The sequence below is a fragment of the Streptomyces sp. HUAS 31 genome, from assembly GCF_028198125.1.
Lineage (GTDB): Bacteria > Actinomycetota > Actinomycetes > Streptomycetales > Streptomycetaceae > Streptomyces > Streptomyces chartreusis.
Window position 1 is genome coordinate 1 of sequence record NZ_CP116353.1, and the last position, 21,755, is coordinate 21,755.

Below are 21,755 nucleotides of genomic sequence, written 5' to 3' on the forward strand. Positions count from 1 at the left end.
CGCGGAACCCGGTCTCGGTCATCCGCACCAGGGTCCCCTGGTCCCTCGCCGTCAGATCGAAGGTGACCAGCAGCGAGTGCCCGGCGCGGTCGGCACCGGAATAGCACCACCTGAAGGAGAACCGCGACGGCGGGTCGACCTCGACGACGGTGAGCGCGACCGTCATCGTCTCGCCGGTCGCCTCGTCGCGCCAGAAGAGCTCACCGGGCGCCCCTGCCACGGGTTCGAACCTGGCCTCGTCCGGCCACCACTCCCGCATGTGTTCCGGGCGGCTGATGACCTCGAAGACCACCTCGGGTGTCGCGTCGACGTGGATGTCGCGCTCGATACTGCCGTACTCCTCCATGACACGACCCTTTCGCAACCTTTGGTTGCATGTCAGCGTACGCCGCGGGACACCAATGCGCAACAAAAGGTTGCGGATCGCGGAGTGTCCGACCTCGGCCGTAACGGCGCACGAAGGGCAGCCGGCTGCGGTCCAGTGCATACACCCCGACCCGAGACGACCCTGCCAGGACCACCGCTTGCCATGGACCTGGTCGAACAAGGGGCCGGTGCGCGAAGGTCGCGCCCGCACCCGCGCCACTTCCACGCCATCCGCAACGGGAGGATGTACATGGCTCTCCGCACACCCCGCGCTCTGCTCGCCATAGCCACCGCCACCGTGGCCCTGATCGTCACAACCGGCTCGGCCTCCGCCACGGGCGCCGCCCCCGCCCTGGCCGGCCCGCAGGCCCGGCTCTTCATGGTCAACCCGGTTCAGTCCCGTCCTCAGGCCATCAGTCCCTCACCGACGGCAAAGACGCTGCCGCCGCGGCCCCGCCACCGCCTACGCCACCGTCGCGCCGCGCAACCTGGACAGCAGCAGTGGGCCCTCCCGCCGCTGGGCCCCGGTCCGCTCCGACACCGGCACCTGCGCGCGGATCGCCGACACCACCTCGTACAACCGGCACGACGACCAGTTCGAACAGGTCATGGCGTACTTCTGGGTCAACGAAGCGCAGCAGTACCTGCAGGGCCCCGGCTTCGGCAGCGAGCTGCCCGGCGCCAACCACCGCATGCAGCCGGTTCGCATCAACCAGTGGGCCGCCGACAACTCCTTCCTCACCGACAAGAAGGCCGAGATCCGCCTCGGCAAAGGAGGCGTGGACAACGCCGAGGACACCGAGGACACCGAGGACACCGAGGTCGTCGTGCACGAGTACGGCCATGCCGTGCACCACGCCCAGGCGCCCGGCTTCGCCAGCTCCATGGAGACCGGCTCCATCGGCGAAGCCCTCGGCGACTACCCGGCCGTCGCCGTCGACGAACACGCCGCCCCACCCTACGGCCGGCCTCTGAAAGCCGACGTCGCCTGTGTCGCCTGTGCCGCCGACTGGGACTCCGTCACCCACAGCAACGCCCCGCACTGTCTGCACCGGATCAACTCCGACCAAACACACGCCGACCGGATCAGCAAGGTCCACACGGACAGCGAGATCTGGTCCCGCGCACCGCCCGACATCCACACCACCCCCGGCCCCCGCATCGCCGACCAGATCACCGTCAACGCCCAATTCGGTTTCTCCCCCGACACCAGCTTCACGGCTGCCGCGCAAACCACGGTCGCAACAACGCAGAAAAAGCACGGCAAGACCACGGCAAACCCGGCCCGCACCGCACTCCAAACTCAAGCAATCCCCCGCCCCACCCGACACCCCGCCCTCACCTCACACACCGCCCTCAACTCACACACCACCACCCGGAGCCGACCGGCCCACTGCCCCCAAAACCGCGGCCGTCCCGGCCGCCGCCCACAAAACGGTCGGGGGGAGTGATGGAGGCGTTTCGGGGCCTGCGGTGCACGGGTTCCGCAGGGAACCTTCACGCCGAGGTCAGCGACAGGCCAACCCCCGCCTGAGGACGACCGGCAGCCGAGGGGCACACATCGTGGTACCTAGCCGTGGTCCAGCAGGAGCACCTCGATCCACTCGTACGCGTTGCCGTCCACCGACAGCGTGTGATTCCGACCGTTGGCCATGTGGGCGGGCAGCATCCGCAACTGGCGCACGGTGCCTTTGGCCTGGCGCCGTGAAACGGGGCGGCTGGCCCTCAATGCCAGGGCTGACGTTGCTGGACCGCGAGTTGCGCCGCCATCGCCCGTCGTCGCTGGACCACTGACGCCAAGGAATAGTCAAGACATGTGGATCGGCGTGTCTTACGACTTTGTGTTCTCCTCTGGTTTCCCGGGCCGCTCGACGAGTGTCGGCTTCTCGTACTTCGCGCCAGCCCGAACCGCGGGACCGGGGGGCGTTGGTACGCCGGCCCGCCCAGCGGTCGCTGGCATGTTCGGAGACGATAGAGCCAGGTCGGATTGCGCATGACGGCGATCCCGACCTGTGACTACGTTGCTGAGGAATGGTCCGTAGTCGCAACTGAGCGATCCCAGGAGCCTCCGATGTCCGAGAACTCGAGCAGGGCGCAACCGCCGGTCGTCGACCGTGCGACCTTCGAGCAGCAGTTGGAAGGGTTGCGGGCGAGGGAGAAGGCCCACACCCGTGAAGGCGACGCGATCGCCGCCTCACGCCGCAGGCTCCCGATGGTCGAGGTGGCCGCGGACAGCCCGTTGCTGGGGCCGGGCGGTCCCATGACGCTCCTGGATGCATTCGAAGGGCGACGTCAGATGATCGCCTACTACTTCATGTGGTGGCCCGGTCGGCCAGCCGCTGAGCAGTGTGAAGGCTGTACCTGGGTGATGAGCCACGTGGGCGAGCTGGCTTATCTGCACTCCCGCGACATCACCTTCGCCGTGTTCTGTCAGGGGCGGAACACGGCCTACGGCTTCGGAGATGCGCAGACGTCGTACGAGGAGAGCCTGCGCTACCGCGCCTTCATGGGCTGGGCGATGCCGTGGTACTCCGCCCAGCCCTCGCTCGAGTCGCTTCTTGTCGGCCGGGAGCTCGGCTTGTTCCACCTGGTGTGTTACCTGCGCGACGGCGACCGTGTCTTCGAGACGTTCTGGACCAAGCGTCGCGGGGCCGAGGCGGTGGACTACAACTACGCGCTCATGGATCTTACGGCGTTCGGGCGTCAGGAGGACTGGGAGGACTCACCGGCAGGCTGGCCGCGCCTCGGGCAGGCCACGCGGACCCTGGGCGGGGCTCCCGACTGGCCGCCGCTGTGGGAGTGGCCGGGTGGACGTCCCACAGCACAGTGGCCGCGTGTCGACGCCGACCACTCCGATGACCTGGGCGCCACCGGCACCGGCCCGGCGACCGAGCCCGGTCACTGCCACTGATCGCGTGACGCGTGATCAGGCAGCAGCGGCCTCCTCGCTTTCGACCGGGGCCTCGTTCTCATGCCGCGCGCATCCCGGCTGAAACCACCACCTGCATAGGAGACGGACGGCTCCGGAAGTCATCGCGGGCCGCTCCAAGACGAGCCGGGACGAACCGGTCAACGCGCCCTCTCCCAGATCGGCGGGCGCAAGAAGGGCGACTGGCCCTGCCTCGGCGACATACAGACATGAAAGCCCAGCTCAGAGCCCGGTGATCGATCTACGCCGACGCCAGTCGTCTCTGGACGAGCGCCAGGACTTCCGTCCACATCGCAGCCGGCACCTCGGCGCCCCTCACAAAGCGGGCTCTCGGCATCGACCAGCCAGAAAACCGTGGCACCGGCCACTGCCTGCCTGACGCCGCACGGCAGGCCACTCCGTCCTACGCCGCCTGCCTCCAGCTCCGACCTCAACGTACATCATGTCTGAACACACTGTATGGTTACTCGCGCGAAGGTCCTCCGGCAGCAGCCCGTCGGACACCAACGCCCGACAACCAGCCACCCCTTCAAGGCAGGACACAGGCCATGACGCTGACAACCACTCCGTTCGGGATGCGTGCCACCGCCGCGGAGGTCCTCGACGGCCTCGATCTGAGCGGACGCCGGATGATCGTCACCGGCGGGTCCTCCGGACTAGGCGTCGAAACGGTGCGCGCACTCGCCGGTGCCGGAGCGCAGGTGACCATAGCCACGCGGAACCCCGAGGACGCCAAGCCACTGCTCGACGAATTCCCGGAAACCCGCGCGGTCGCGCTCGACCTTGCCGACCTGGATTCCGTCCGCGGCTTCTGCGACGCCTGGAGCGGACCGGTCGACGCCGTCATCGCCAACGCCGGCGTGATGATGCTCCCCACACGGCAGGTCACCGCACAGGGCTGGGAGATGCAGCTCGCCACCAACTACCTCGGCCACTTCGCTCTGGCCCAGGGCCTGCACTCCGCCCTGCGGGAAGCCGAGAACCCGCGCGTCGTCGTGGTCAGCTCCGGCGCGCAGCTGCGCGCGGGATTCGACTTCGACGACCCGCAGTTCGAACGGCACCCCTACGACCCGTTCCTCGCCTACGCACAGTCGAAGACCGCCGACGTACTGCTCGCCGTCGGCATCAGCCGCCGATGGGCCAAGGACGGCATCACCGCCAACGCCTGCGCGCCCGGCTGGATCCACACAAACCTGGCCCGCCACCTCGACAAGGCCACCTTGCAGTCCCTCGGCGCCATGGACCCGGACGGCAACCTCATCACCCCCGACTACTACAAGACCCCCGCACAGGGCGCCGCCACCACAGTGCTGCTGGCCGCATCCCCCCTCCTCGACGGCGTCACCGGACGCTACTTCGAGGACAACCAGGAATCCGAAACCGTCGACGGCGGCCCCGACGTCATGGCCGGCGTCGCCAAGTGGGCGGTCGACCCCGCCGCCGCCGACCGGCTGTGGGACTACGCTCTGCCCGTAATACGTTGATCCACTGCTCCCGCAGGCCGCACCCCACGAGCCGTGGACCGGACGAGAACGAAGACACACCAGAAGGTTCCCGATGAGACCCGTGACCCGACGCCAGGCCGACCACCACGCCGCACGCTCGGCCGCAACCGTGGCCCAGGTCATGTCCACCCTTCAGCGGCTCCTCGATTCCGGCGAAGCCTTCTCCGAGATCAGCGTCCAGCGCATCCTGGAGCAGGCCGGGATCTCCCGAGCCACGTTCTACGCCCACTTCCCCAGCAAGTCCGACGTCCTGATACGGCTCACCAACGACCTGCGGGAGTCTCTGCTGGCACTCGCCCAGCAGTGGAATCCCTCCGCCGGCCCCGACAAGCTCGCCCGGTTCTTCGAAAAAGTGATCACCATCCACCGGGCCCACCAGAGCGTGATCACCGCAGTCCGCGAGGCCGCCGCCTACGACCCCACGATCGACGACTTCTACACCGCCGACCTCGAAGGCTTCGACGAAACGGCCCTCCAGTCCCTCCTGGCCGACCAGGCCGCGGGCCTCACCCCGACCGACCTCGACGCCGTCTGCGCCAGCCGCATCATCGTCTGGGGAGGCGCCCAGGCCATCGCCCACCACATCCGCGTCGACAACGGCACCGGCGACGCCACCTTCGCCCGTGAACTCGCACAGATCTGGTGGCACGGGGCCTACCGCCGCCCCAACAGCACCTGATCGCCCCGGGACGGGTGCATCCGTCCCGTCCACCCACCCTTCGAGGTCTTGCCAGGACGGCCGGCCGGCAGAGCTCACATGTCCCCCAAGACGTCTGCGGTGCGGCAAGCCCATGAGCAGCGAGGGCCAGCCGGGCCTGGAGCGGCATACCGACTCGACATCGACCACCTGAACCCCGGAAGGCGCATTTCGCCGCTTCCCCCGACACGAGTGGGGGCCGGTCGGGCCCGGACTCAGGGCCTTGTACCCCTGGGAGCCGACGGGGATCATGATCGCGTGCAACGCCGAGAAAGACTCCACGACCTCCTCACACGTGCCGGACTCACGGTCATCGAGGAGGTACGCCCGGGCAACCTCTTCCCGCCGGAGGCCGGCTGGCGGATCGCGCGAGGAATCGCGACACCGGACGGCGCGGCCCCGCAAGAACTCGACGCCGCGTGGTGGCGCCGACTTAGCGATGCCGACGGCGAGTTCCTGGTGGCCGTCCACAGGCACCGGATCGGCGGCAACGACGCATGGTGGACCCGGGTCCGGCATGCCGGGAGCTGTGTGCCGGAGTTGACCGGCGACCCCGGGTTCGTGGCGCTCTCCCCCGACGGGCAGGTACTGCTGGCAGCCGTGCCCGGCACGGACGGAACCCGGGTAACGGCCCTCGATCGCCTGCCGGAGCGGCTGGAGGAGGCCGCCGCGGCCGCCGTGCACGAGACGGAGGCCGAGCGCGCCGAGGTGTGGGCGGCGGTGCCCGGCCGACCTGCATGGCCTCTGCACTGGACGGAGGGGCTCGGGTTCAACCCCGCCGCGACGGACGAACTGCTGATCCGGCTGCTGGATGTGGACGAGGGCTTCCTGCACGGATGCGACCGGCCCACCGTCCTCGACGCCGCCGTGGCACACCCCGATCCGCGCGTGCGGTCAACGCTCGCCGACACCTTCCGACCCAAGCTCACACCCGATCAGTGGACACACCTGATCCGCGCCGAGCCGTCCCCCGCACGACGCGTCCTGTGGGCGGAACGCGCCCGCGCCCGGGGCGCCGCACTCCCCGAGGTCCTGTACGACGACCTCCTCACCGGCCCCTCCCGCGCCCAAGCCGCCCAGCTCCCCGGCCTCCCCGCCCGGCACCTCCCCGGCCTCGCGAGCGACGCCGATCCCCGGCTACGGGCGGCCGCCTGCGCCCGGTGGGAGGAACTCGCTACGGCGCTGCGGGAGCGGCTGCTGGCCGACGCCGACAACACGGTGCGAACGGCCGCGCTCCTCGCCCACCACACCGGAGCACCCATGCCCGCCGAGGTCTTCGCCGCCCTGCCCGACCCACAACGGGCGATCGAACAGTGCCGCCTCGCACCCGAGCTGGAAGCCGAGCTGGTCCGGAACGCCGACGCGAACGTACGCCGGACACTGGCCGCCAACCCGGCCCTGAGCGCGCACAGCGTCGCCATCCTGACACAGGACCCGCACGACGACGTCCGTTCCGAAGTGGCGCTGCGCCCCGACCTCACCGAGAAACAACGTGCCGCGATCCGCCACGACTTCGACCCGACACTGATGTCGCACACCCTGCCCTGGGTCGAGGACCTGCACGGCGACGCCGACGCCATGCGCCGCCTCGCCGCGTCGTCCCACCCGCTGATCCGCCGCAGCGTGGCCCGAGCCCGGCACCTCCCGCCGGATGTCGTGGCGCGCCTGGCGCAGGACGGGGACCGGGTGGTCCGCCTGTTCCTCGCCGAATCATGCGAGGACGCCCCGGCCGACATGCTCCTGGAGGTCTGGCGCTGGTGGGACGGCAGCTTCAGCCACCCCGGCCGCCCCCGCAGCCACCCCAACTTCCCCCGCTCCGGCCTGCTCCGCTACGCCACCGACCCCAGCGGGCGCATGCGCCGCCTGGCCCTCGACGACCCGCAGTCCACACCGGCCCACGTCGCACGCCTGGCCCGGGATCCCGAAGCCGAAGTACGCCGCCGCGCGGCCGAGGACCCCCGGCTCTCACCCGCCGACGCAGTACGGCTCCTGAACGACCCCGAAGCCCACGTCCGCGACACCGTAGTCCGCAATCCCAGGCTGCCCGCCCGCGTCCTGGCCGGGCTGCTACACGACCGCGACACAGCAAACACCGCCGTCACCAACCCAGCAATCCCCCTCCCCGTCCTCCACCGCATCCTCAACACAGCCGCCACAGCCACGGCCACACGCTGAACACCAACACCCCACACGACACCAGTAGTAGTCCGACACCACCCTCACGGCACTGGGGCATCGGTCCAACTCGTTTTGGAGTCCCGCCCGGGCGTGCACAGGTTCGGGTGGGCCACCGTGCCCGGCTCGAGATCGAGGTCCGCGGCAAGCCGGCACCCCGTCGCCACGCCATCCCCAACGACCAGACCGCCCCTCTGCCCCCACCGACCTCTCCGCCGCACGAGCCAGCCGCATCATCGTGGAGATGCACCCAAGCCACCGCCCACCACATCCGCACCGACAACGGCAAAGTGACCGAGGAGCAGGGCCTGACCCCCGTCAGGAGGCACGGGACGACCATGACGGACCAGCTGACGACTCACCCCGGCTGGATCTGCGAACAGCCGGGGTGCCGGACTTCGATCAGGAAATCCGGGAGCTGAGGACCACATCACGATGACGGAGCCGCGCCGGGAGCTGCTGAGGGGCGTCATGTGCCCCTCGTGGGCGGGCACTTGGACCGCGCCCGGCGACAAGGAGCTGACCCTCACCCTCTCGCGCGAGGAGCGGCTCAGGCGGCGCCGGGAGGAGGGGTGCCCGAGTTTCCGGAGCCCGTCCGCACGGACGCGGCGTACCAGTACGAGCTGGGCTCCTGCTCCCGGTGCCGCCGCAACGGCACACAGGTGACCCGGATCGGCGACATCACGAGCGGGGACGGCGAGACCCCGCTGTGGCCCTCCCGGGAGTGCGTACAGGAGCTGCTGACCAGGCACGAGCGCACCATGGAGCGGATGGACACCAGGCCGCGCGTAGTACAGCTCGCACGCATCCAAGCCCCTCGCGGAGTCGAGGCCGACTGATCACAAAAAGCTGCCCCAAACCAACCCGCGAGGATGAGCGCCCCGGTCGGCCCACCGACCGGGGCTCTTCGCGTCTCAGCCCTGCTCGTCCCGCGTGAAGAGGACCTCGGGCTCCCCGATCCAGCGGTATGACCAGTCCAGCTCGGCCGTGACCTCTTTGATGCTCCCCTCGGGAAGCTGCTCGGTGGCTGCCGCCAGGGCCGCTTCGGCGGCTGCCCTGTAGGCCGCCCTAACCCTGGCCTCGCTCACCGTGGAGTTGGCAGTCTGGAGGTCGAAGTCGAGGGTGATTGTCAGGTGCTTCGGCGCGGGATCCTGTGCCATGGTCCCTCCCCCTGGATGACGTACAGGATCGTCAGTATCGGCTCGGTGCCCGATCACCGCTATCGAACAACCTGAATACCTCCGTGTAGAGGTGCTCTGGCAAGAATATGGTGCGGGCCCGGCGCGCATCGTGTGTGCCGGGCCCGGTGGGTGGGTGGTGGGTCAGCGCTGGCCGTTGAGCCCCTTGTCCACTGCTGCTGTCAGCTCACCGTCCGCTGTGTCGCCGTCCATCGACCAGAACATCGCGCCGCCCAGCCCGAGCTTGCGGATGTACGCCGACTTGGTCTTCAGCACCTTTGGGTCGTCGTACGTCCACATCGTGGTGCCGTCGAAGATCCACGCGCTGCCGTTCCAGCGGTCCCGGTACACGGTGTACGCCCCCGAGGCGGCCAGACCCTTGAGGACCTTGTAGTCCTCGTAACCGTCCGCGTACGTACCCTTCGCCGGACCCACGGCAGGCTGGCCAAGGCCATCCCCACCGCCGCTCACACCGGTCCAGCCCTGCCCGTAGAACGGCATGCCGACCACCAGCTTGCGCGGCTGGGCACCCCTGCGCACCCAGTCACGGACCGTCTGGTCCACACTGAAATCGCCCGGGGCGAAAAGCGCCGACTGCTGGGCCGTCGTGGCCTGGCCCGACACGTGGTAGTCGTACCCCTGGGGGTTGACGAAGTCGAAGTCCCGCATGATCCGCGGGATGTCGAACCCCGCGTCGATCGCGTTCGGCGCGGCCGGCACGAACGCCGTGAGGTCGTAGTGCCTGGCCTTCTTGCCACGCGACGCCTGACTCTTCGCGTAGGCGTCGAGCTGAGTACGGAACTCGTGCACCAGGGCGGTGAAGTTCTTCTTGTCCTCGGGCCGGTAGACAGTGTCCGTGTCACCCTGCGAACCGGGCCACTCCCAGTCCAGGTCCACGCCGTCGAACAACCCGGCGGCCGAGCCCGCGCCACCCCGTGCGCCGTCGACCGGCAGGTTGCCCTTGATGTACAGGTCGATGCAGGACGATACGAACTTCTTGCGCGACTGCGCGGTCAGCGCGGCGTCGGAGAAGTGCGTGGACCAGCTCCAACCGCCCAGCGAGATCATTACCTTGAGACCCGGGTGCTTCGCCTTGAGTTCACGCAGCTGGTTGAAGTTGCCGGCGAGCGCCTGCGTGTCGGTGTCGGCGACGCCGTCCACGGAGTTCTCGGCGTCGAGCGGGCGCGCGTAGTCGGCCCAGGCATCAGCCTCGCCCGGCACGTTCCCGGTGAAGCACTCTCCCTCGGCGTTCACATTGCCGAAGGCGTAGTTGAGGTGCGTCAGCTTGGCTGCCTGACCGCTCGTGTCCAGGTCCTTGACCTGGAAGTCGCGACCGTAGACGCCCCACTGCGTGAAGTAGCCCACCCGCTTTCCGTACTTGGCCGTGGCGGAGTACGACTCGGTCGCGAGAGCCGTTCCCGCCGCAGGAGCGAGCACAGCGAGCATGGACATCGAGCAGGTGGCAACAGCCAGTCTTCTCAGGGGTATTCGCATGCCCGGAAACGTATTGGTATGGACCATTGCCGTCAAGTGCGGTCCGCCATGGGCGAGTTACAGAGCCACTCCCGACCGCACGCCGGTTGCGCACACTCGGCGTACTCCTGAGGGCGGGCCACCTCATGCCGGCGACCCGCCCCCGTGGTGTGCCTCAGCGGATGAGGGTCCGCAGTACCGGAACGCTGCCTCCGGCACTCAGGGCGCCGGCGAGGACGGCGCCCGCGGCCGGTGTGCCGTTGAGGAAGGTGAGGCCCGCGACGATCAGGCCGATGACCAGCGCCGTCAGAAGGACGAGGGCGGTGTGCTGGGTGATGAACGGGCCGGGCGGGGAGTTCTCGGGTGGGATCGGTGGCTCGGGAGAGGGTACGGACGTCACGTGCTGCTCCGGGGTGGTGGATCTGGATGGGTGTCTGGGCAGACGGGTGGTCAGCCGGGTTCGCCGCACTCGTAGAGCGGCAGGGTGCCGAGGTCGGCGTCGGTACGGTTGCCGTTCGTGTCCTTCGCCCAGGCGGTGAGCCGCAACTGCACTGTTTCCAGGGCTTTGGGGCCGGTGCGGTAGGCGGGGATGTCGAACCGGACTGCGTCGCCGTCGGCTACACCCGTGCTGGATTCGTAGGTGCCGTCGGTGGGGTGCTCAATGGACAGGACGAGGCGGTAGACGCCCGACGGGTCGGATGCGGCCACCCACACGCTGTAGGTGGTGGGGGTGCCGCCGGGACCGCAGGTCTGCATGAGCGAGCCGTGATGGTCCACAACTTCCTGGCCGACGGCACTCGCGCTGATACCGGCCAGGCTGACGCTGGGGCCGGTGACGTCCTCCGGCGGGGCGACGACCCCGCCCTCTTCCAGACGGATTTCGCCGTCCCCGCCGTCTTCATCACCGCTGATCCCGTCGCCGCCGTTCTCATCGCTGCTGTCACCGCTGTCCCCGTCGCCGCCATCACCGTGGCGGCCGCTGCCGGGGTCGCCGCTGCTGCGGTCGCCGTCCTCACGGCGGTCGTTTCCGCCGCCAGCGCCGCCGTCCTGGCCCCGGTCCCGGCCGCTGTCGTCGTCACCCTTGGCCCTGCCGGCGTTGCCGCCCTCAGCGGCAGTACCGTTCGAGTCGCCGCCCAAGTCGTCACCGTCGGCCTGCTCATGGCCACCGGGGCCGGCGAACGCTCCCACTCCGGGAACCTGTCGAAGGCTCGGCAGGCTGATGCCCGCACCGCTTTGATCGGTGAGGACAAGGGTGATGAGTGAGGCCAACAGAGCCGCCCCGGCCGCCTTGGCCACACGGCGCGCCGGCCGGCGCCGCGGCACTGCACGGGGGCCGCCGACGAACGCTCCCCTGGAAGGGGGCGGGGTGTACCGGCGGGTGACCGTCCGCCGGGAGCCGCCAGCCGGGGCGTCGGTGTTCTGCCGCGTCTGCGTCTTCTTCTGGTGTCCCAGGCGTACTTCGGCGCAGACCTGCCGCATCCGCTCACGCAGCTCCGGCGAGGGCGCAAAGATCACCAGACCCTCATAGGGAAGCCGCAAGGACGCGTGCTGCTCCTCCTGGCGCTCGCAGTGGCGGCACCTGCTCCGCCCCTCCTTCTCCAGGTGCAGGGTCACCTTGTCCACGACGCTCTGGGTGAGCCACTCCTGCTTCGTGACCGCCCTCTTCTCCGCTTCGGTGAAGATGCGTTCCAGGTCGGCGCACCGGCGTTCCTGCGGCCACATCCGCAACACCCGCAGCACGGCCCGCGCCCTCCGGCAGGCCCGCTGCCGGCGCTTTTCGTACGCGTGCACGGACACGCCCAGCCCCGCCGCCTCATCGCTTGCACTCGCCCCGTCAGCCAGGCGGGTGATGAGCAGCTGCTCCTCCGGCGTCAGTAAACGCTTGACGTCCTGCCAGGTCCTTCGCGCCGCCAGCTCGCCCTCGGCCGGCTCAGTGGACGAACCCGGTGGCACGGCCATCAGCTCGTACGGGTCGGCCGCCCATACCTCGCGCCACGTACGGCGGTAGGCCGACACCGCACGGCGGTCGACGTAGGTCCGCAGCCAGCCACGTACGCTTTCGATCTCCTTTCCGGCCATCGCCAGTTCGTAGAACGCCTCGACGACGACGTCCTCGGCCGGCTGGCGTCGCCCCAGCCGCTGCCATGCCACGGACATCAGCCCGTTCCCGAAGTGCCTCAGCAGCGTGTTCCAGGCCAGCCAGTCCCCCTGACGAACGCACGCCACCAGGACCCGTTCGGCTTCCAGACGGTCGGCGCGGTCCGGGCCGTCAAGCTGGTCGACGACCCGCGTCCGGACTTCCTGGTCCCCTCGCATGAACTGCTGGACCAGACTGCGTTGGGCATCGTTCAACGCCATCACTTCACTTTCCCGCCCACCCGGCGGCATCGTGCACGGCCGGCCCCTCCGTCGAGGCCCTTCACTAAGAAGTCGCACCGGCGGGTCAACCCCGGACACCCGACTTTTCCGCCGCCGCTCCCGGCCTCGCCCCACTCCCCGGCGCCCATCATCGCGGCCCGCCCCATCCCCAGGGCGCCACTATCCGCAATCGCGATACTGCAGAGAGCAAGGACACGTATGAGGGCACACACCCATCCACGTCCACCGGTCAGAACCCCCACCCACACCCACCAGCCGCATCCAGCGCAGACAGTTGCTGGTCGGCGGTTCCTACCGGAAGATCACGACGAGCGCGGGTAGTCCGAGGCCGGTCGTCCTGTCCTCAGCGTCGGATCGAGAATCTCGTGAGGCGCAAACCGGCGGAGCACGGAGAGCAGTTCGGCACTCTCGTAGCCGAACCAGCCATAGGGACACAGGGGAAGCAGCTCGGGCGTTCTGCGCGCCGCGCGGGGCAGCACGATCCGTACATGCCTGCTCGCGAGCGACGAGTCGAGGAGCAGTTCGAGATAGTGCCCGTCCTGGGTCGGGTGAACCGAGCGGATGGCCGACCAGGGCACGTGGATCCATAGCCCGAGGCGCTCGATGTAGATCTCCCGAGGACCGATGCACACAGCATTGGGCGGATGCCGTAGCCGCCGTTCATGGCGCGCCATCGTCACGAGATAGCCGATGGCCAGGATCGACGTGAAAATGCCCAGAAACGGCCAGGTGTCAGGCACCGCCATCGCTTCCACGCACGCCGCCGAGACCAGGTACGCGCACAGTACGTACAACAGCGTCTTCAGGCAGCCACGTGCAAGGGGACGCCTGCCCAGGGGCTCCTCGCTTCGCAGCACGACCGCGTTCTGCGCCGCCAGTTCACGCTGCAGGACGGCGAGCCGCACCTTCCGCAGCGGCTTGCCCGCGACGGCGCTCAGCACACCAACCCGACGCCTGCCGGCCTTGTCCGAAACAGCAAGAGGTACCGGGGCCGGCGGCTGCAGCACGGGCGCTGGAGCTTGATGCCGCCCGCTACCACGGTCATCCCCCTCGTTGGCCGGGTCCGTTCTGCGCACCGCGCGGTTGTGGGCCAGCACGATGCCGTGTCCGGCATTGCGCGCACGCTGCTGCGGGACCGGACGTCCCTTGGCAGACAGTTCACGCCGTACCTGCCAAAAAAGCGCGTCCATGGTCAGTAGCGGACCAGCACCAGGAACCCCTTCGGCGAGCACCTTCACCAATTCGCCCGTGAACGCCGTGTACCGCTCCCCTGCGGGAGCCCAGGCGAGCTTGGTCTCAGCCGAGGCCGTCATCAGATAAGTGCCGTCGGCCCTCGCCTGATCTGCCAGGTCGGGTACCGCCCCCATGTGCCCCTGCAGCGCACGCCCGCTGTAACAGCAGTCCAAGATCGCCACACGGCTGGTGGCGGAGCACGTGTCCACCAACTCATGCCGGAGAAGGCCGTAATCGACCGCCCGGTACAACCTCCCGGGATCCGATCCAGGCAGGGCCAGGTGCAGATCCGCGTGTGCGGAGATCAGCCCGTGGCCCGCGAAGTAGACAACAAAGGCGTCCCGCGCCAGGGCAGCAGCCTCATTGACCACGTCGAGGACCTCATGACTGGTCCGGGGGTTGTACAGCACCGCACAGTGATCAACGGGCAGCCCCCACACTGTGGTGTCTTTCAGCAACTCAGCCAGTTGAGCAAGGTTGTTACGGACCGCCGGCAGCGACTCCAGGACCTCGTAGTCACCCACCCCGATCAGCACAGCACGGGAACTGAGCGGGTCCGGCAACCCCATCACTCAGTCCCGGGGTCGTGTTGCACGGGAGGCTCCGCCGACGGCAGGGAACGCAGCACGCTCACAATGCGCTGCACCGACTCCTCAGAACCATCCTGAACCGTGACCGACACACCGTCGACCGAGACAGTCACCGGCGGGGCCCCAGGGCGGGCGCTGCGCCATGCGGCATACGCCAAGGCGAGATTCAGGGCCGCGATTCCCTGTCCGAGAACCAGATCGATGACCTCGATCGCTCCCATGGTCCCGCTCACGCGCTCAGCGGGCACCAACTGCACCTCTCCATGGCGACGGACGTCATCGTCCAGCCGCAGCCATCGGTAAAGGTCGCGGACCGTCACGCCGCTCTCGTCCGCCGGGACACTGATCCGAATCTGCACGACACGCTCCCCCAGTTGGACTGGCCCAGCTGCATGGAGAACGACATCGCGACGGTCACGCAACGGCGAAGAGCCCTGCGGAGAGTGTCCTGAAGAAAGAATCAGTCAGGGCAGCAGCTGAGAGCCCACCCCGAGTCGCCCCGATTTGGGGCTTCCCGTGGCAAGGCAGCCGAACTGCTGAAGGAGGCCCGCCAGCAAGCCGACCGGCCCTCCCCCCAACAGCGAGATGGCGGTGAGCGGTCCCTGTTAGAAGCTGCCCGTACCACCGCAGCAGGCAATCGTCGCGGTCTGGTCAGCGCCGGCGAACGGCGCCACCGCGAACACAACCGCCACTGCCACAAACAAGCCCACCAAGCACCCTCTGGGCACCGTGCTGGCGGCCGGCACGGAGACGAGGAGCGCGAGCGCGCCGAAGGTGGCGCCGCCGGTTCCTTCCTCGCGGAGAACGGGCTCGTTACCGACGGCTGAACGCCGGCCGCCGGAAACGGGGCCAGAACCGGCTCCTCGCTGCTGGAATCCCAGGCTGCCATGGAGTCTGCCTCTGGCAGGGCTGGACGCTGCTCATCGGGCCCAAGCGATCATTGATTTCCGCGCCACCGGGCTGGGCATCGGCGCGCCGAGGATCTGACGCGCGAGACGTACACGGGCGCAGTTGCCGCTGCGCGTCCCCTGAAGCACTTCGCAGCCGGTCACGTTGAGCATCATCGGGTGCCCCGACCTGTGGATGCGGCTCCGCGGCCGGGCAGGTCGGCGGAGTGGGTGACCTTCTCCAGGTGGTAGTAGTCGGCGACGCACTGCGCCGGCCACACCCTGCGCCCCCCGTTACTGAACGGCTCCAGCATCTTGGACACCGGGAGCGGCTTGTACGGTGCCACGCTCGCGCCCCGCTCCGCCTGCTCGCGCAGGTAGCGGTCCTGTTGGTCCCAGTTCGCGGCCCGCACCCGCATGTCTTCGCCGAGCCCGTGCAACGGAACGAACAGGGCCAGTACGGCGGCGGTGCACAGGGCTGCGGCTGCGGTCGCGCTCACGGTGACTCCGGTGCGGCGGCCACGGCGGCGCACCGCTCGGCCCGCAAAGGCGCCGGCTGCGGTCAACACGAAAATGTAGGGCAGGAGATAGTCGTTCCAGGTGCGCTCCGTGGTCACCACCCTCGCCCCGAAGACCGGATACGTGATGACGGTGCAGAGGTATCCGGACACCAGGACAGTGAGGGCCCCGAGGGCCGTGAGCAGCATCGGCCGGTACGGCAGGAACACGCCGTGCCGATCGGTCCGGCCTCGGACGAGCAGGCCGATCAGCACACCGACCGCGATCGCAGCGAGGTACTGCCACGTGGTGAGGACGGTCTCCAAGATGCGTACGTATCCACGCAGGGAGTTCATGAGGCTGTCGGGGGCGAGCATGGATGTCCGGTCGGCGTCGTAGCGGGTGCGGCGGGTGCGGAATCCGGGAGAGGTCACCAGCAGGAGTGTGCCGATGCCGATACCGGCCATCGCCGTCAGCGACCAGGCTCGGACGAAGCGCCGTAGCCTCGGCACGACGATGTGGTGGGCGCACAGCACCAGAACCGACGACGTCACGAGGGCGACAACCGAGGCCTCCTCGGAGAGCGTGCCCATGAAGACGCCGGCCGCCAGCACGGTGCCCAGGGCGATGCAGCGGCCACGGCTGCCACGGGCCCGCAACAGCGGGATCACGGCCGCGCACGCCAGCACGGGCGCCAGGGTGTGCGAGACGGAGGCCGCGGGCCAGTAGAACGTCTTGTACGTGTTCGGAGTCGCGAAGAGGAAGACCGCTGTCATCGTGGAGGCGGCCAGGAGTGCCGTGCCCGGGGGTGCCTCCACAGCCGCGGCGCGCAAGAGTTGGGCGGTCACCGCCCACAGCAGCGCCAGCATGACAACGCCGCTGACGGTCGCGAACCATTGGTGTCCGGCGACCGGGAATTGGGCGTACAGGCCGACGAGCAGTCCATTGCCGAGGCGCCCGTTGTCGGTGAAGTAGAAGGTGCCGATCAGGCCTGCGATGCCGTGGTCGCGAATATTGGGGATGAAGCACCATTCGTCCGCGCTGGGGCGGACGTAGCGGCCTGACCATGACGCCATGGCGAGGAGAGCGAGCGGTGGCAGGGACAGTGCCGGCAGGCGGAGTGTGCGCCACAGGGGCATCGGAGTCCGTCGGGAGCTAGCGGGGTCGGTGGATGGCTCTGTACGGGGTGCGCTGGTCGCCTCGGTGGTCATGTCACCGCTGCCCTTCGTGCATGTGCGGTCGGATGGTCCCAGCCGCGGGCGGCGTGGAGGGCCGACCTGCGGTGATGGCCCAGCGGGCCACGAGAAAGGAGAGCGGTGTGGTCAGCAGGCCGGCGACCAGAGCGGCAACGTTCTCGTCCATGCCCAGTGCTCTCACCGCCAGATGAAGCACGAGGCCGCTCGCCACGACATTGACCGCACCCGAAAGGGGATACCGGGCGAAGCCCCTCCAGGTCGGCTTGGTGCGCAGGGTGATCCAGGAGTTGAGCAGGAAGGAAGCGCTCATGGCGACGGCGTAGCCCAAGGCATGGGCAGCCAGATAGGGCAGCCGGAGGTTCACGGTGATGTACACGGCGTAGTAGATGGCCGTGTTGACGACACCGATCGCGGCGAAGGATGCGAATTGCCTGAGTCCGCGTGCGTTCATGAATGCGAGGGCGCCTGTGCGACCGGTTCGAGGCCATGGGCGAGGGCAGGGGTGGGGGCGGGAGTGGGCGCCTCGTCGGATTCGTCGGTCTCGCTCACGACATAGTGCGGTCGTCGTTTGGACTCGTGGTAGATGCGGCCCACGTATTCGCCGACAACGCCGAGGGTGGCCAGCTGAAGTCCGCTGAGTCCTACGATGACCGTGACCAGCGTCGCGTAGCCAGGGGTGTCCACACCGTGGAGTACGACGTTCGCGATGATCCACAGTGCGTAGCCCAGCGCGGCCAGGAATAGCCAAAGGCCGGTATGGATCGCCATACGCAAGGGCCGGCTGTTGAAGGAGAGCAGGCCGTCGATGCCGTAGTTGAGCAACCGACGCCCTCCCCATTTGGACTGCCCGGCCGCCCTCTGCACGTTGGTGTAGGTGAAACTGACGGCCTCAAAGCCGATCCAGGAGAACAGCCCCTTGGAGAAACGGTTGCTCTCAGGTAAGGAGAGCACGGCATTCACGGCGCGGCGTGACAGCAGCCGGAAGTCGCCGGCGCCGTCTGCCACCTCGACTTCCATGAAGCGCCGGACCATGCGGTAGTAGGCGCGGCTGAACACCGTGCGGACAGCTCCTTCTCCGGTGCGATCGCGCTGGGCCACCACCTGGTCGCTGCCGCTCTCGTACAAGTCCAGCATCTGAGGGACGAGCTCGGGCGGATGCTGGAGGTCCGCGTCCATCAGCACCACCGCATCACCGCGGGTCATACGGAGACCGGCCAGCATCGCCGCCTCCTTGCCGAAGTTGCGGCTGAAGGATGTGTAGCGCACGCGGGAGTCCGCTGCAGCGAGGAATCGCAGGCGCGCCCCTGTCACATCGCTGCTGCCGTCATCGACGTAGCAGATCTCGAAGGGTCTCCCGGTCGGCTCCAGAGCCTCGACCAAGGCCGTGTGAAAGGCGTTGATCACCTCGCTTTCGTTGTAGCAGGGGACGACGACGGAGACTTGGGGCACTTTCACGCTGGTGGTTCCTTTTCGCTTCAACCGGCGCTGTCGGCCATCTGGCGATGCGCGTCAGCGCCGTCGGGTTTGGCTTTCAGTTCCTGCCGCTTCGAACAGCACGTCGCAGGCGAACTCCCACTGCGGGGCGAATGTGGCCGGCCGTGTACAAAGCCGGTCGGATCACGCCGCCCGCCCGGATCCGTCATGGCGCGGGTCCGGGATCGCGGTCCAACTCGGCCTTGCACGTGCTCAATTCCTCAACTCAGGCGTGGCGACGGCCATTCGTACGATGAAGGTGGCCGCAAGTGCGCAGCCGGGCCAGGAGCGGTCGGCGGGGCCCCGCGTTGCGGCGGTTCGGCTGCGCGCAGCCCGCGTCGTAGCCACTGCGTCCGCCAGCGGTAGACCTGGTGCCGGTACATGATCTGGCGGACGTAGGACTCTGGTTCGTCGCGGTCCAAGCGGCCAGCTGCCTTGGTCAACGCGTTCTGCAACAGGTCTTCGCCCGCGTGGGTGTCGCCACAACTCGGCAGGACCGAAGTCGTCACCAGTGCTGGCGACCGGTGCGGCGCCAACTTGCGGAATACGTCATGCGCCTCGGCATCCATCGTCACCTTGCTTCCACGGGCCGATCCTGCGCGTCGGCTCCTCCATTCCTAATGACAAGCGTGGAGGTACTCCGCTATGCCGCTGAACGACTGAAATCTCAGAAATGATCTGGCGGCATTGCGCCAAGGATGTCGCCGGGAGACTTGGTGCCGGTAACGCACGGCCCGCACCGGGATTGCGGCGCCCGGCGAGAAGGAGCGCCTCGCCGCAGTTCACCCGCCGTTGGCCAGTGAGACAGTCGCGGGAGCGCGGCCCTGCGGGTTCAGCCTGAAACCGAGCGCACCACTGCTCTTTCCTCGGTGACGACGTCCGGCAGCCGCTCGACTCAGGCACTGGGCAGGGTACGGAGGTCTGCGTGTCGCTGAAGCTGCCTGCGTTTCGGCTCGCGCCTCCGACGACTACATCTGCTGCTCAGGCCCGTACCGCACACCTGTGACCTTCACCGACGCTCCAGCAGCCCTCGGGCCATCGGCTGCGCTGTCGAGCCTCGCCGGAGAGTCGGCCGGATCCGAGTTCAGGGCGTTGCGCACGGCCGTCAGGATGTCCTCCGTGCCGGCGCCCAGCGCCCGGGCGGCAGAGGTGAAATCGCGGGCCAGAGTGCCGAGTTGGTGGGCATCATGCGCATACGGTCCGGACGGAAGCGCTGCCACCCGAGTGCCCGCGCCGCGGCGAGTGCGGATCAGCTCGGCGGCCTCCAGCTCGCGGTAGGCGCGGGCCACGGTGCCCGGAGCCAGATCGAGGTCGGCGGCGAGCTGACGCACGGTCGGCAGGCGCTCGCCCTCGCTCAGCCGGCCGGTGCGGATCAGTGCGGCCAGCTGGGCACGGATCTGCTCGTACGGTGGCACCTGGCTGGTGGTGTCGACACGGACTGCGCGCTCACTCATCGTCGAAGATCCCATCGTCCGCAGCCTCGTCGTCAACCGCCCGTGGTGCCACCACAGTCACCAGGGACCATCCGAACGTGAACACGCTCAGCAGGCCCAGGGGGCAGATCGCCACGATGGTGACGGCGCCCAGCGGGCCGGCGCAGGCCCCGTCCGTGAGCGCGATGAGGAGCATCAGGACGACGAGGATCACCTGACTCGACACCAGCAGCCCCCAGGCTCCCATGATCGCCCATGCGCGATCGCGGCGCTGCTGGTGGTCGCCGGGCCCGAAGGCGATGCGGCGCAGGGCCCAGACGCAGGCAGGGGTTCCGACCGCCAGGGCTGCGAACATAGGGCCGCTGTAGTGCAGGCCGGGCCAGGGGCCGAGGGATGTACTGACCCCTTCGCAGGCGACGACCATGACACGTCCCGCGCCATCTATCCGGTCGGGGCCGGAGGAAGCCGTTGCGGCACCCATGAACAGGAGGACCACGAGGGAGGCTGCCTGCAGAAGCAACAGGGGTGCCATGCGGGGCGGCACATGGTCACGGATCAGACGCGGGGCGAGACTCGCGGTGCGGACCGCTTCCTGGGGACGCAGCGTCAGGGCGTCGCCGAGCAGGACACCTCCCACCGCGCACAAGCCGAATGCCGTGATGGCCAGCACCAGGGGGGTTGTGATGTCGTCGCTCTCCATCGTGACCAACTGCTGTGCGAGCACGATTCCGATGGCCAGGCCGGACCATCTGGCGTAGTGGTCGGCGTGGTCGAGCAGCCGGGACTGGAGCGGGACGGTGTCGAGCACGTGGAGATCCCCCATCGTCATCTTGTACCAAGCAGTGGGTACAAGATGCCCCTGTCGGAATCTTGTGTCAAACCCTCGACACAAGTCACCGAACTCCTCGAACACCGAGCCGGCACAGGCCAATTCGCCAAGCACCCCGTCCGAACAGAACGGCCGCGGGCTGACCAATCTCACCGGCCAGCCGCGGGTGTCTTCGCCCAATGGCCGATCAAGCCTGGCCGTGCCGCCCGGTCGGGCCGTGGGCCTGTGCGACCGGATCGCGTGCGCATCAGCATCGAGGGCCGAAGACGTAGCGGACCTCACCAGTCGTCAGCTACCGAGCGTTTGCAATGCATTGACGGTGCATTGCGTAGGCTCTACCGGCCATCTGATGCGCTCTCAGACTCCACTTCTGTCCGCTGTGGGGGCACGCACCCTGACCCTGCTATTGGGGGAGAGAGACCCGCACGCGTCGCGTACGCGGAGCCGTCCAGGCCAGGCGCCGCATCGCAGCCGAGATGCCTCGCTCATCGCCGGCGGCGAGAGTGTCTTCCTCGACAGCGGCACGACCTGTCTGGAGGTCGCCCGCCCGCTGCGCCGGCGGCCGGCCACGATGATGCCCCTGTCCTTGCAGGCCATCCATGGACTCGGCGAGGGCTCGAGCCGGGCCACCACACGTCGTCTCCTCCTGTGGAACCTGACCGGCCGCGCCGCCTCGGTCGCCACCGGGATCGCGCTCGGACTCATCTGCGTCACCTGGCTCCAAGCCAGGGCATCCCGCCGATACCTGATCTTCCTGTGCTGCACACCTCGACGCCTGCCCTGGCGCCTGGGAGCCTTCCTGCACTGGGCATACGAAGCCGGACTCCTACGCATCTCGGGAATGGCCTACCAATACCGCCACCGAGAGCTCCAGGACTGGCTCACCGCACACCGACACCTCTAGTACGGGATCT

At 68.5% G+C, this 21,755-nt stretch carries 20 protein-coding genes; 7 read left to right on the forward strand and 13 right to left on the reverse strand.

Annotated elements, in window-relative coordinates; translation table 11 throughout:
- Together PGH47_RS00005 and PGH47_RS00010 are read right to left on the reverse strand one after the other, a co-directional pair.
- A partial coding sequence (locus PGH47_RS00005) for an SRPBCC domain-containing protein (RefSeq protein ID WP_271661585.1) occupies positions 1-346 on the reverse strand: 346 nt, incomplete at its 3' end.
- A gap of 483 nt (positions 347-829) precedes the next feature.
- Positions 830-976, reverse strand: coding sequence for a hypothetical protein (locus tag PGH47_RS00010; RefSeq protein ID WP_271661586.1), 147 nt, complete (start codon positions 974-976; stop codon positions 830-832).
- On the opposite strand from PGH47_RS00010, the gene PGH47_RS00015 reads away from it, so the two are divergent.
- The 6 genes from PGH47_RS00015 (at position 975) to PGH47_RS00040 (ending at position 8,511) form a co-directional block, all read left to right on the forward strand.
- Positions 975-1,817, forward strand: a complete 843-nt coding sequence (locus PGH47_RS00015) for a hypothetical protein (protein ID WP_271661587.1) — start codon at positions 975-977, stop codon at positions 1,815-1,817. The two genes, PGH47_RS00010 and PGH47_RS00015, sit on opposite strands and share 2 nt — an antisense overlap.
- A 620-nt stretch (positions 1,818-2,437) precedes the next feature.
- Positions 2,438-3,277 carry a DUF899 family protein gene (locus PGH47_RS00020; RefSeq protein ID WP_271661588.1) on the forward strand — a complete coding sequence of 280 codons (840 nt, stop codon included), beginning with the start codon at positions 2,438-2,440 and terminating at the stop codon, positions 3,275-3,277.
- A 566-nt stretch (positions 3,278-3,843) separates the two neighbouring features.
- On the forward strand, positions 3,844-4,779 hold the full coding sequence (locus tag PGH47_RS00025) for an SDR family NAD(P)-dependent oxidoreductase (RefSeq protein WP_271661589.1): 936 nt from the start codon (positions 3,844-3,846) through the stop codon (positions 4,777-4,779).
- Positions 4,780-4,852: 73 nt separating this feature from the next.
- Positions 4,853-5,479, forward strand: a complete 627-nt coding sequence (locus PGH47_RS00030) for a TetR/AcrR family transcriptional regulator (protein WP_271661590.1) — start codon at positions 4,853-4,855, stop codon at positions 5,477-5,479.
- A 276-nt stretch (positions 5,480-5,755) separates the two neighbouring features.
- Positions 5,756-7,672, forward strand: coding sequence for a hypothetical protein (locus tag PGH47_RS00035; protein ID WP_271661591.1), 1,917 nt, complete (start codon positions 5,756-5,758; stop codon positions 7,670-7,672).
- Between the two features lie 572 nt (positions 7,673-8,244).
- A complete protein-coding gene (locus PGH47_RS00040) occupies positions 8,245-8,511 on the forward strand; it encodes a hypothetical protein (RefSeq protein WP_271661592.1) in 267 nt (88 codons plus the stop codon).
- A 75-nt stretch (positions 8,512-8,586) separates the two neighbouring features.
- Here PGH47_RS00040 and PGH47_RS00045 read toward each other — a convergent pair whose 3' ends face one another.
- The 11 genes from PGH47_RS00045 to PGH47_RS00100 all read right to left on the reverse strand — a co-directional run bounded on the left by PGH47_RS00045 (position 8,587) and on the right by PGH47_RS00100 (position 20,835).
- Entirely contained in the window at positions 8,587-8,832 is a 246-nt protein-coding gene (locus tag PGH47_RS00045; RefSeq protein ID WP_271661593.1) for a hypothetical protein, read from the reverse strand.
- 162 nt (positions 8,833-8,994) lie between these two features.
- Positions 8,995-10,344 (reverse strand): glycoside hydrolase family 18 protein, encoded by a 1,350-nt coding sequence (locus PGH47_RS00050; protein ID WP_271661594.1) that lies wholly within the window; start codon positions 10,342-10,344, stop codon positions 8,995-8,997.
- A 154-nt stretch (positions 10,345-10,498) separates the two neighbouring features.
- Positions 10,499-10,723 (reverse strand): hypothetical protein, encoded by a 225-nt coding sequence (locus PGH47_RS00055; protein WP_271661595.1) that lies wholly within the window; start codon positions 10,721-10,723, stop codon positions 10,499-10,501.
- Positions 10,724-10,773: 50 nt separating this feature from the next.
- Complete coding sequence (locus PGH47_RS00060; RefSeq protein WP_271661596.1) at positions 10,774-12,711, reverse strand: RNA polymerase sigma factor; 1,938 nt, start codon at positions 12,709-12,711, stop codon at positions 10,774-10,776.
- 293 nt (positions 12,712-13,004) lie between these two features.
- Positions 13,005-14,504, reverse strand: coding sequence for a caspase family protein (locus tag PGH47_RS00065; RefSeq protein WP_271661597.1), 1,500 nt, complete (start codon positions 14,502-14,504; stop codon positions 13,005-13,007).
- Positions 14,504-14,884, reverse strand: a complete 381-nt coding sequence (locus PGH47_RS00070; RefSeq protein WP_271661598.1) for an effector-associated constant component EACC1 — start codon at positions 14,882-14,884, stop codon at positions 14,504-14,506. The genes PGH47_RS00065 and PGH47_RS00070 overlap by 1 nt, the downstream gene beginning before the upstream one ends.
- Positions 14,885-15,585: 701 nt before the next feature.
- Positions 15,586-17,121, reverse strand: coding sequence for a DUF6056 family protein (locus PGH47_RS00075; protein ID WP_443048453.1), 1,536 nt, complete (start codon positions 17,119-17,121; stop codon positions 15,586-15,588).
- Between the two features lies 1 nt (position 17,122).
- Positions 17,123-17,557 (reverse strand): GtrA family protein, encoded by a 435-nt coding sequence (locus tag PGH47_RS00080; protein WP_271661600.1) that lies wholly within the window; start codon positions 17,555-17,557, stop codon positions 17,123-17,125.
- Positions 17,554-18,555, reverse strand: a complete 1,002-nt coding sequence (locus tag PGH47_RS00085) for a glycosyltransferase family 2 protein (RefSeq protein ID WP_271667926.1) — start codon at positions 18,553-18,555, stop codon at positions 17,554-17,556. The genes PGH47_RS00080 and PGH47_RS00085 overlap by 4 nt, the downstream gene beginning before the upstream one ends.
- A gap of 992 nt (positions 18,556-19,547) precedes the next feature.
- On the reverse strand, positions 19,548-20,033 hold the full coding sequence (locus tag PGH47_RS00095) for a GntR family transcriptional regulator (RefSeq protein ID WP_271661601.1): 486 nt from the start codon (positions 20,031-20,033) through the stop codon (positions 19,548-19,550).
- Entirely contained in the window at positions 20,026-20,835 is an 810-nt protein-coding gene (locus PGH47_RS00100; RefSeq protein ID WP_271661602.1) for a hypothetical protein, read from the reverse strand. Before PGH47_RS00100 ends, PGH47_RS00095 begins: the two co-directional genes overlap by 8 nt.
- Positions 20,836-21,247: 412 nt before the next feature.
- On the opposite strand from PGH47_RS00100, the gene PGH47_RS43180 reads away from it, so the two are divergent.
- Positions 21,248-21,745 carry a hypothetical protein gene (locus tag PGH47_RS43180; RefSeq protein WP_443048454.1) on the forward strand — a complete coding sequence of 166 codons (498 nt, stop codon included), beginning with the start codon at positions 21,248-21,250 and terminating at the stop codon, positions 21,743-21,745.
- Positions 21,746-21,755: the final 10 nt, after the last annotated feature.

Coding starts and splice junctions, on each gene's coding strand:
- PGH47_RS00065 (WP_271661597.1), bottom strand. CDS start 14,504: ATGGGGTTGCCGGACCCGCTCAGTTCCCGTGCTGTGCTGATCGGGGTG.
- PGH47_RS00045 (WP_271661593.1), bottom strand. CDS start 8,832: ATGGCACAGGATCCCGCGCCGAAGCACCTGACAATCACCCTCGACTTC.
- PGH47_RS00060 (WP_271661596.1), bottom strand. CDS start 12,711: ATGCCGCCGGGTGGGCGGGAAAGTGAAGTGATGGCGTTGAACGATGCC.
- PGH47_RS00015 (WP_271661587.1), top strand. CDS start 975: ATGGCGTACTTCTGGGTCAACGAAGCGCAGCAGTACCTGCAGGGCCCC.
- PGH47_RS00080 (WP_271661600.1), bottom strand. CDS start 17,557: ATGAACGCACGCGGACTCAGGCAATTCGCATCCTTCGCCGCGATCGGT.
- PGH47_RS00030 (WP_271661590.1), top strand. CDS start 4,853: ATGAGACCCGTGACCCGACGCCAGGCCGACCACCACGCCGCACGCTCG.
- PGH47_RS00100 (WP_271661602.1), bottom strand. CDS start 20,835: ATGGGGGATCTCCACGTGCTCGACACCGTCCCGCTCCAGTCCCGGCTG.
- PGH47_RS00075 (WP_443048453.1), bottom strand. CDS start 17,121: ATGACCACCGAGGCGACCAGCGCACCCCGTACAGAGCCATCCACCGAC.
- PGH47_RS00025 (WP_271661589.1), top strand. CDS start 3,844: ATGACGCTGACAACCACTCCGTTCGGGATGCGTGCCACCGCCGCGGAG.
- PGH47_RS00050 (WP_271661594.1), bottom strand. CDS start 10,344: ATGCGAATACCCCTGAGAAGACTGGCTGTTGCCACCTGCTCGATGTCC.
- PGH47_RS00095 (WP_271661601.1), bottom strand. CDS start 20,033: ATGAGTGAGCGCGCAGTCCGTGTCGACACCACCAGCCAGGTGCCACCG.
- PGH47_RS00010 (WP_271661586.1), bottom strand. CDS start 976: ATGACCTGTTCGAACTGGTCGTCGTGCCGGTTGTACGAGGTGGTGTCG.
- PGH47_RS00020 (WP_271661588.1), top strand. CDS start 2,438: ATGTCCGAGAACTCGAGCAGGGCGCAACCGCCGGTCGTCGACCGTGCG.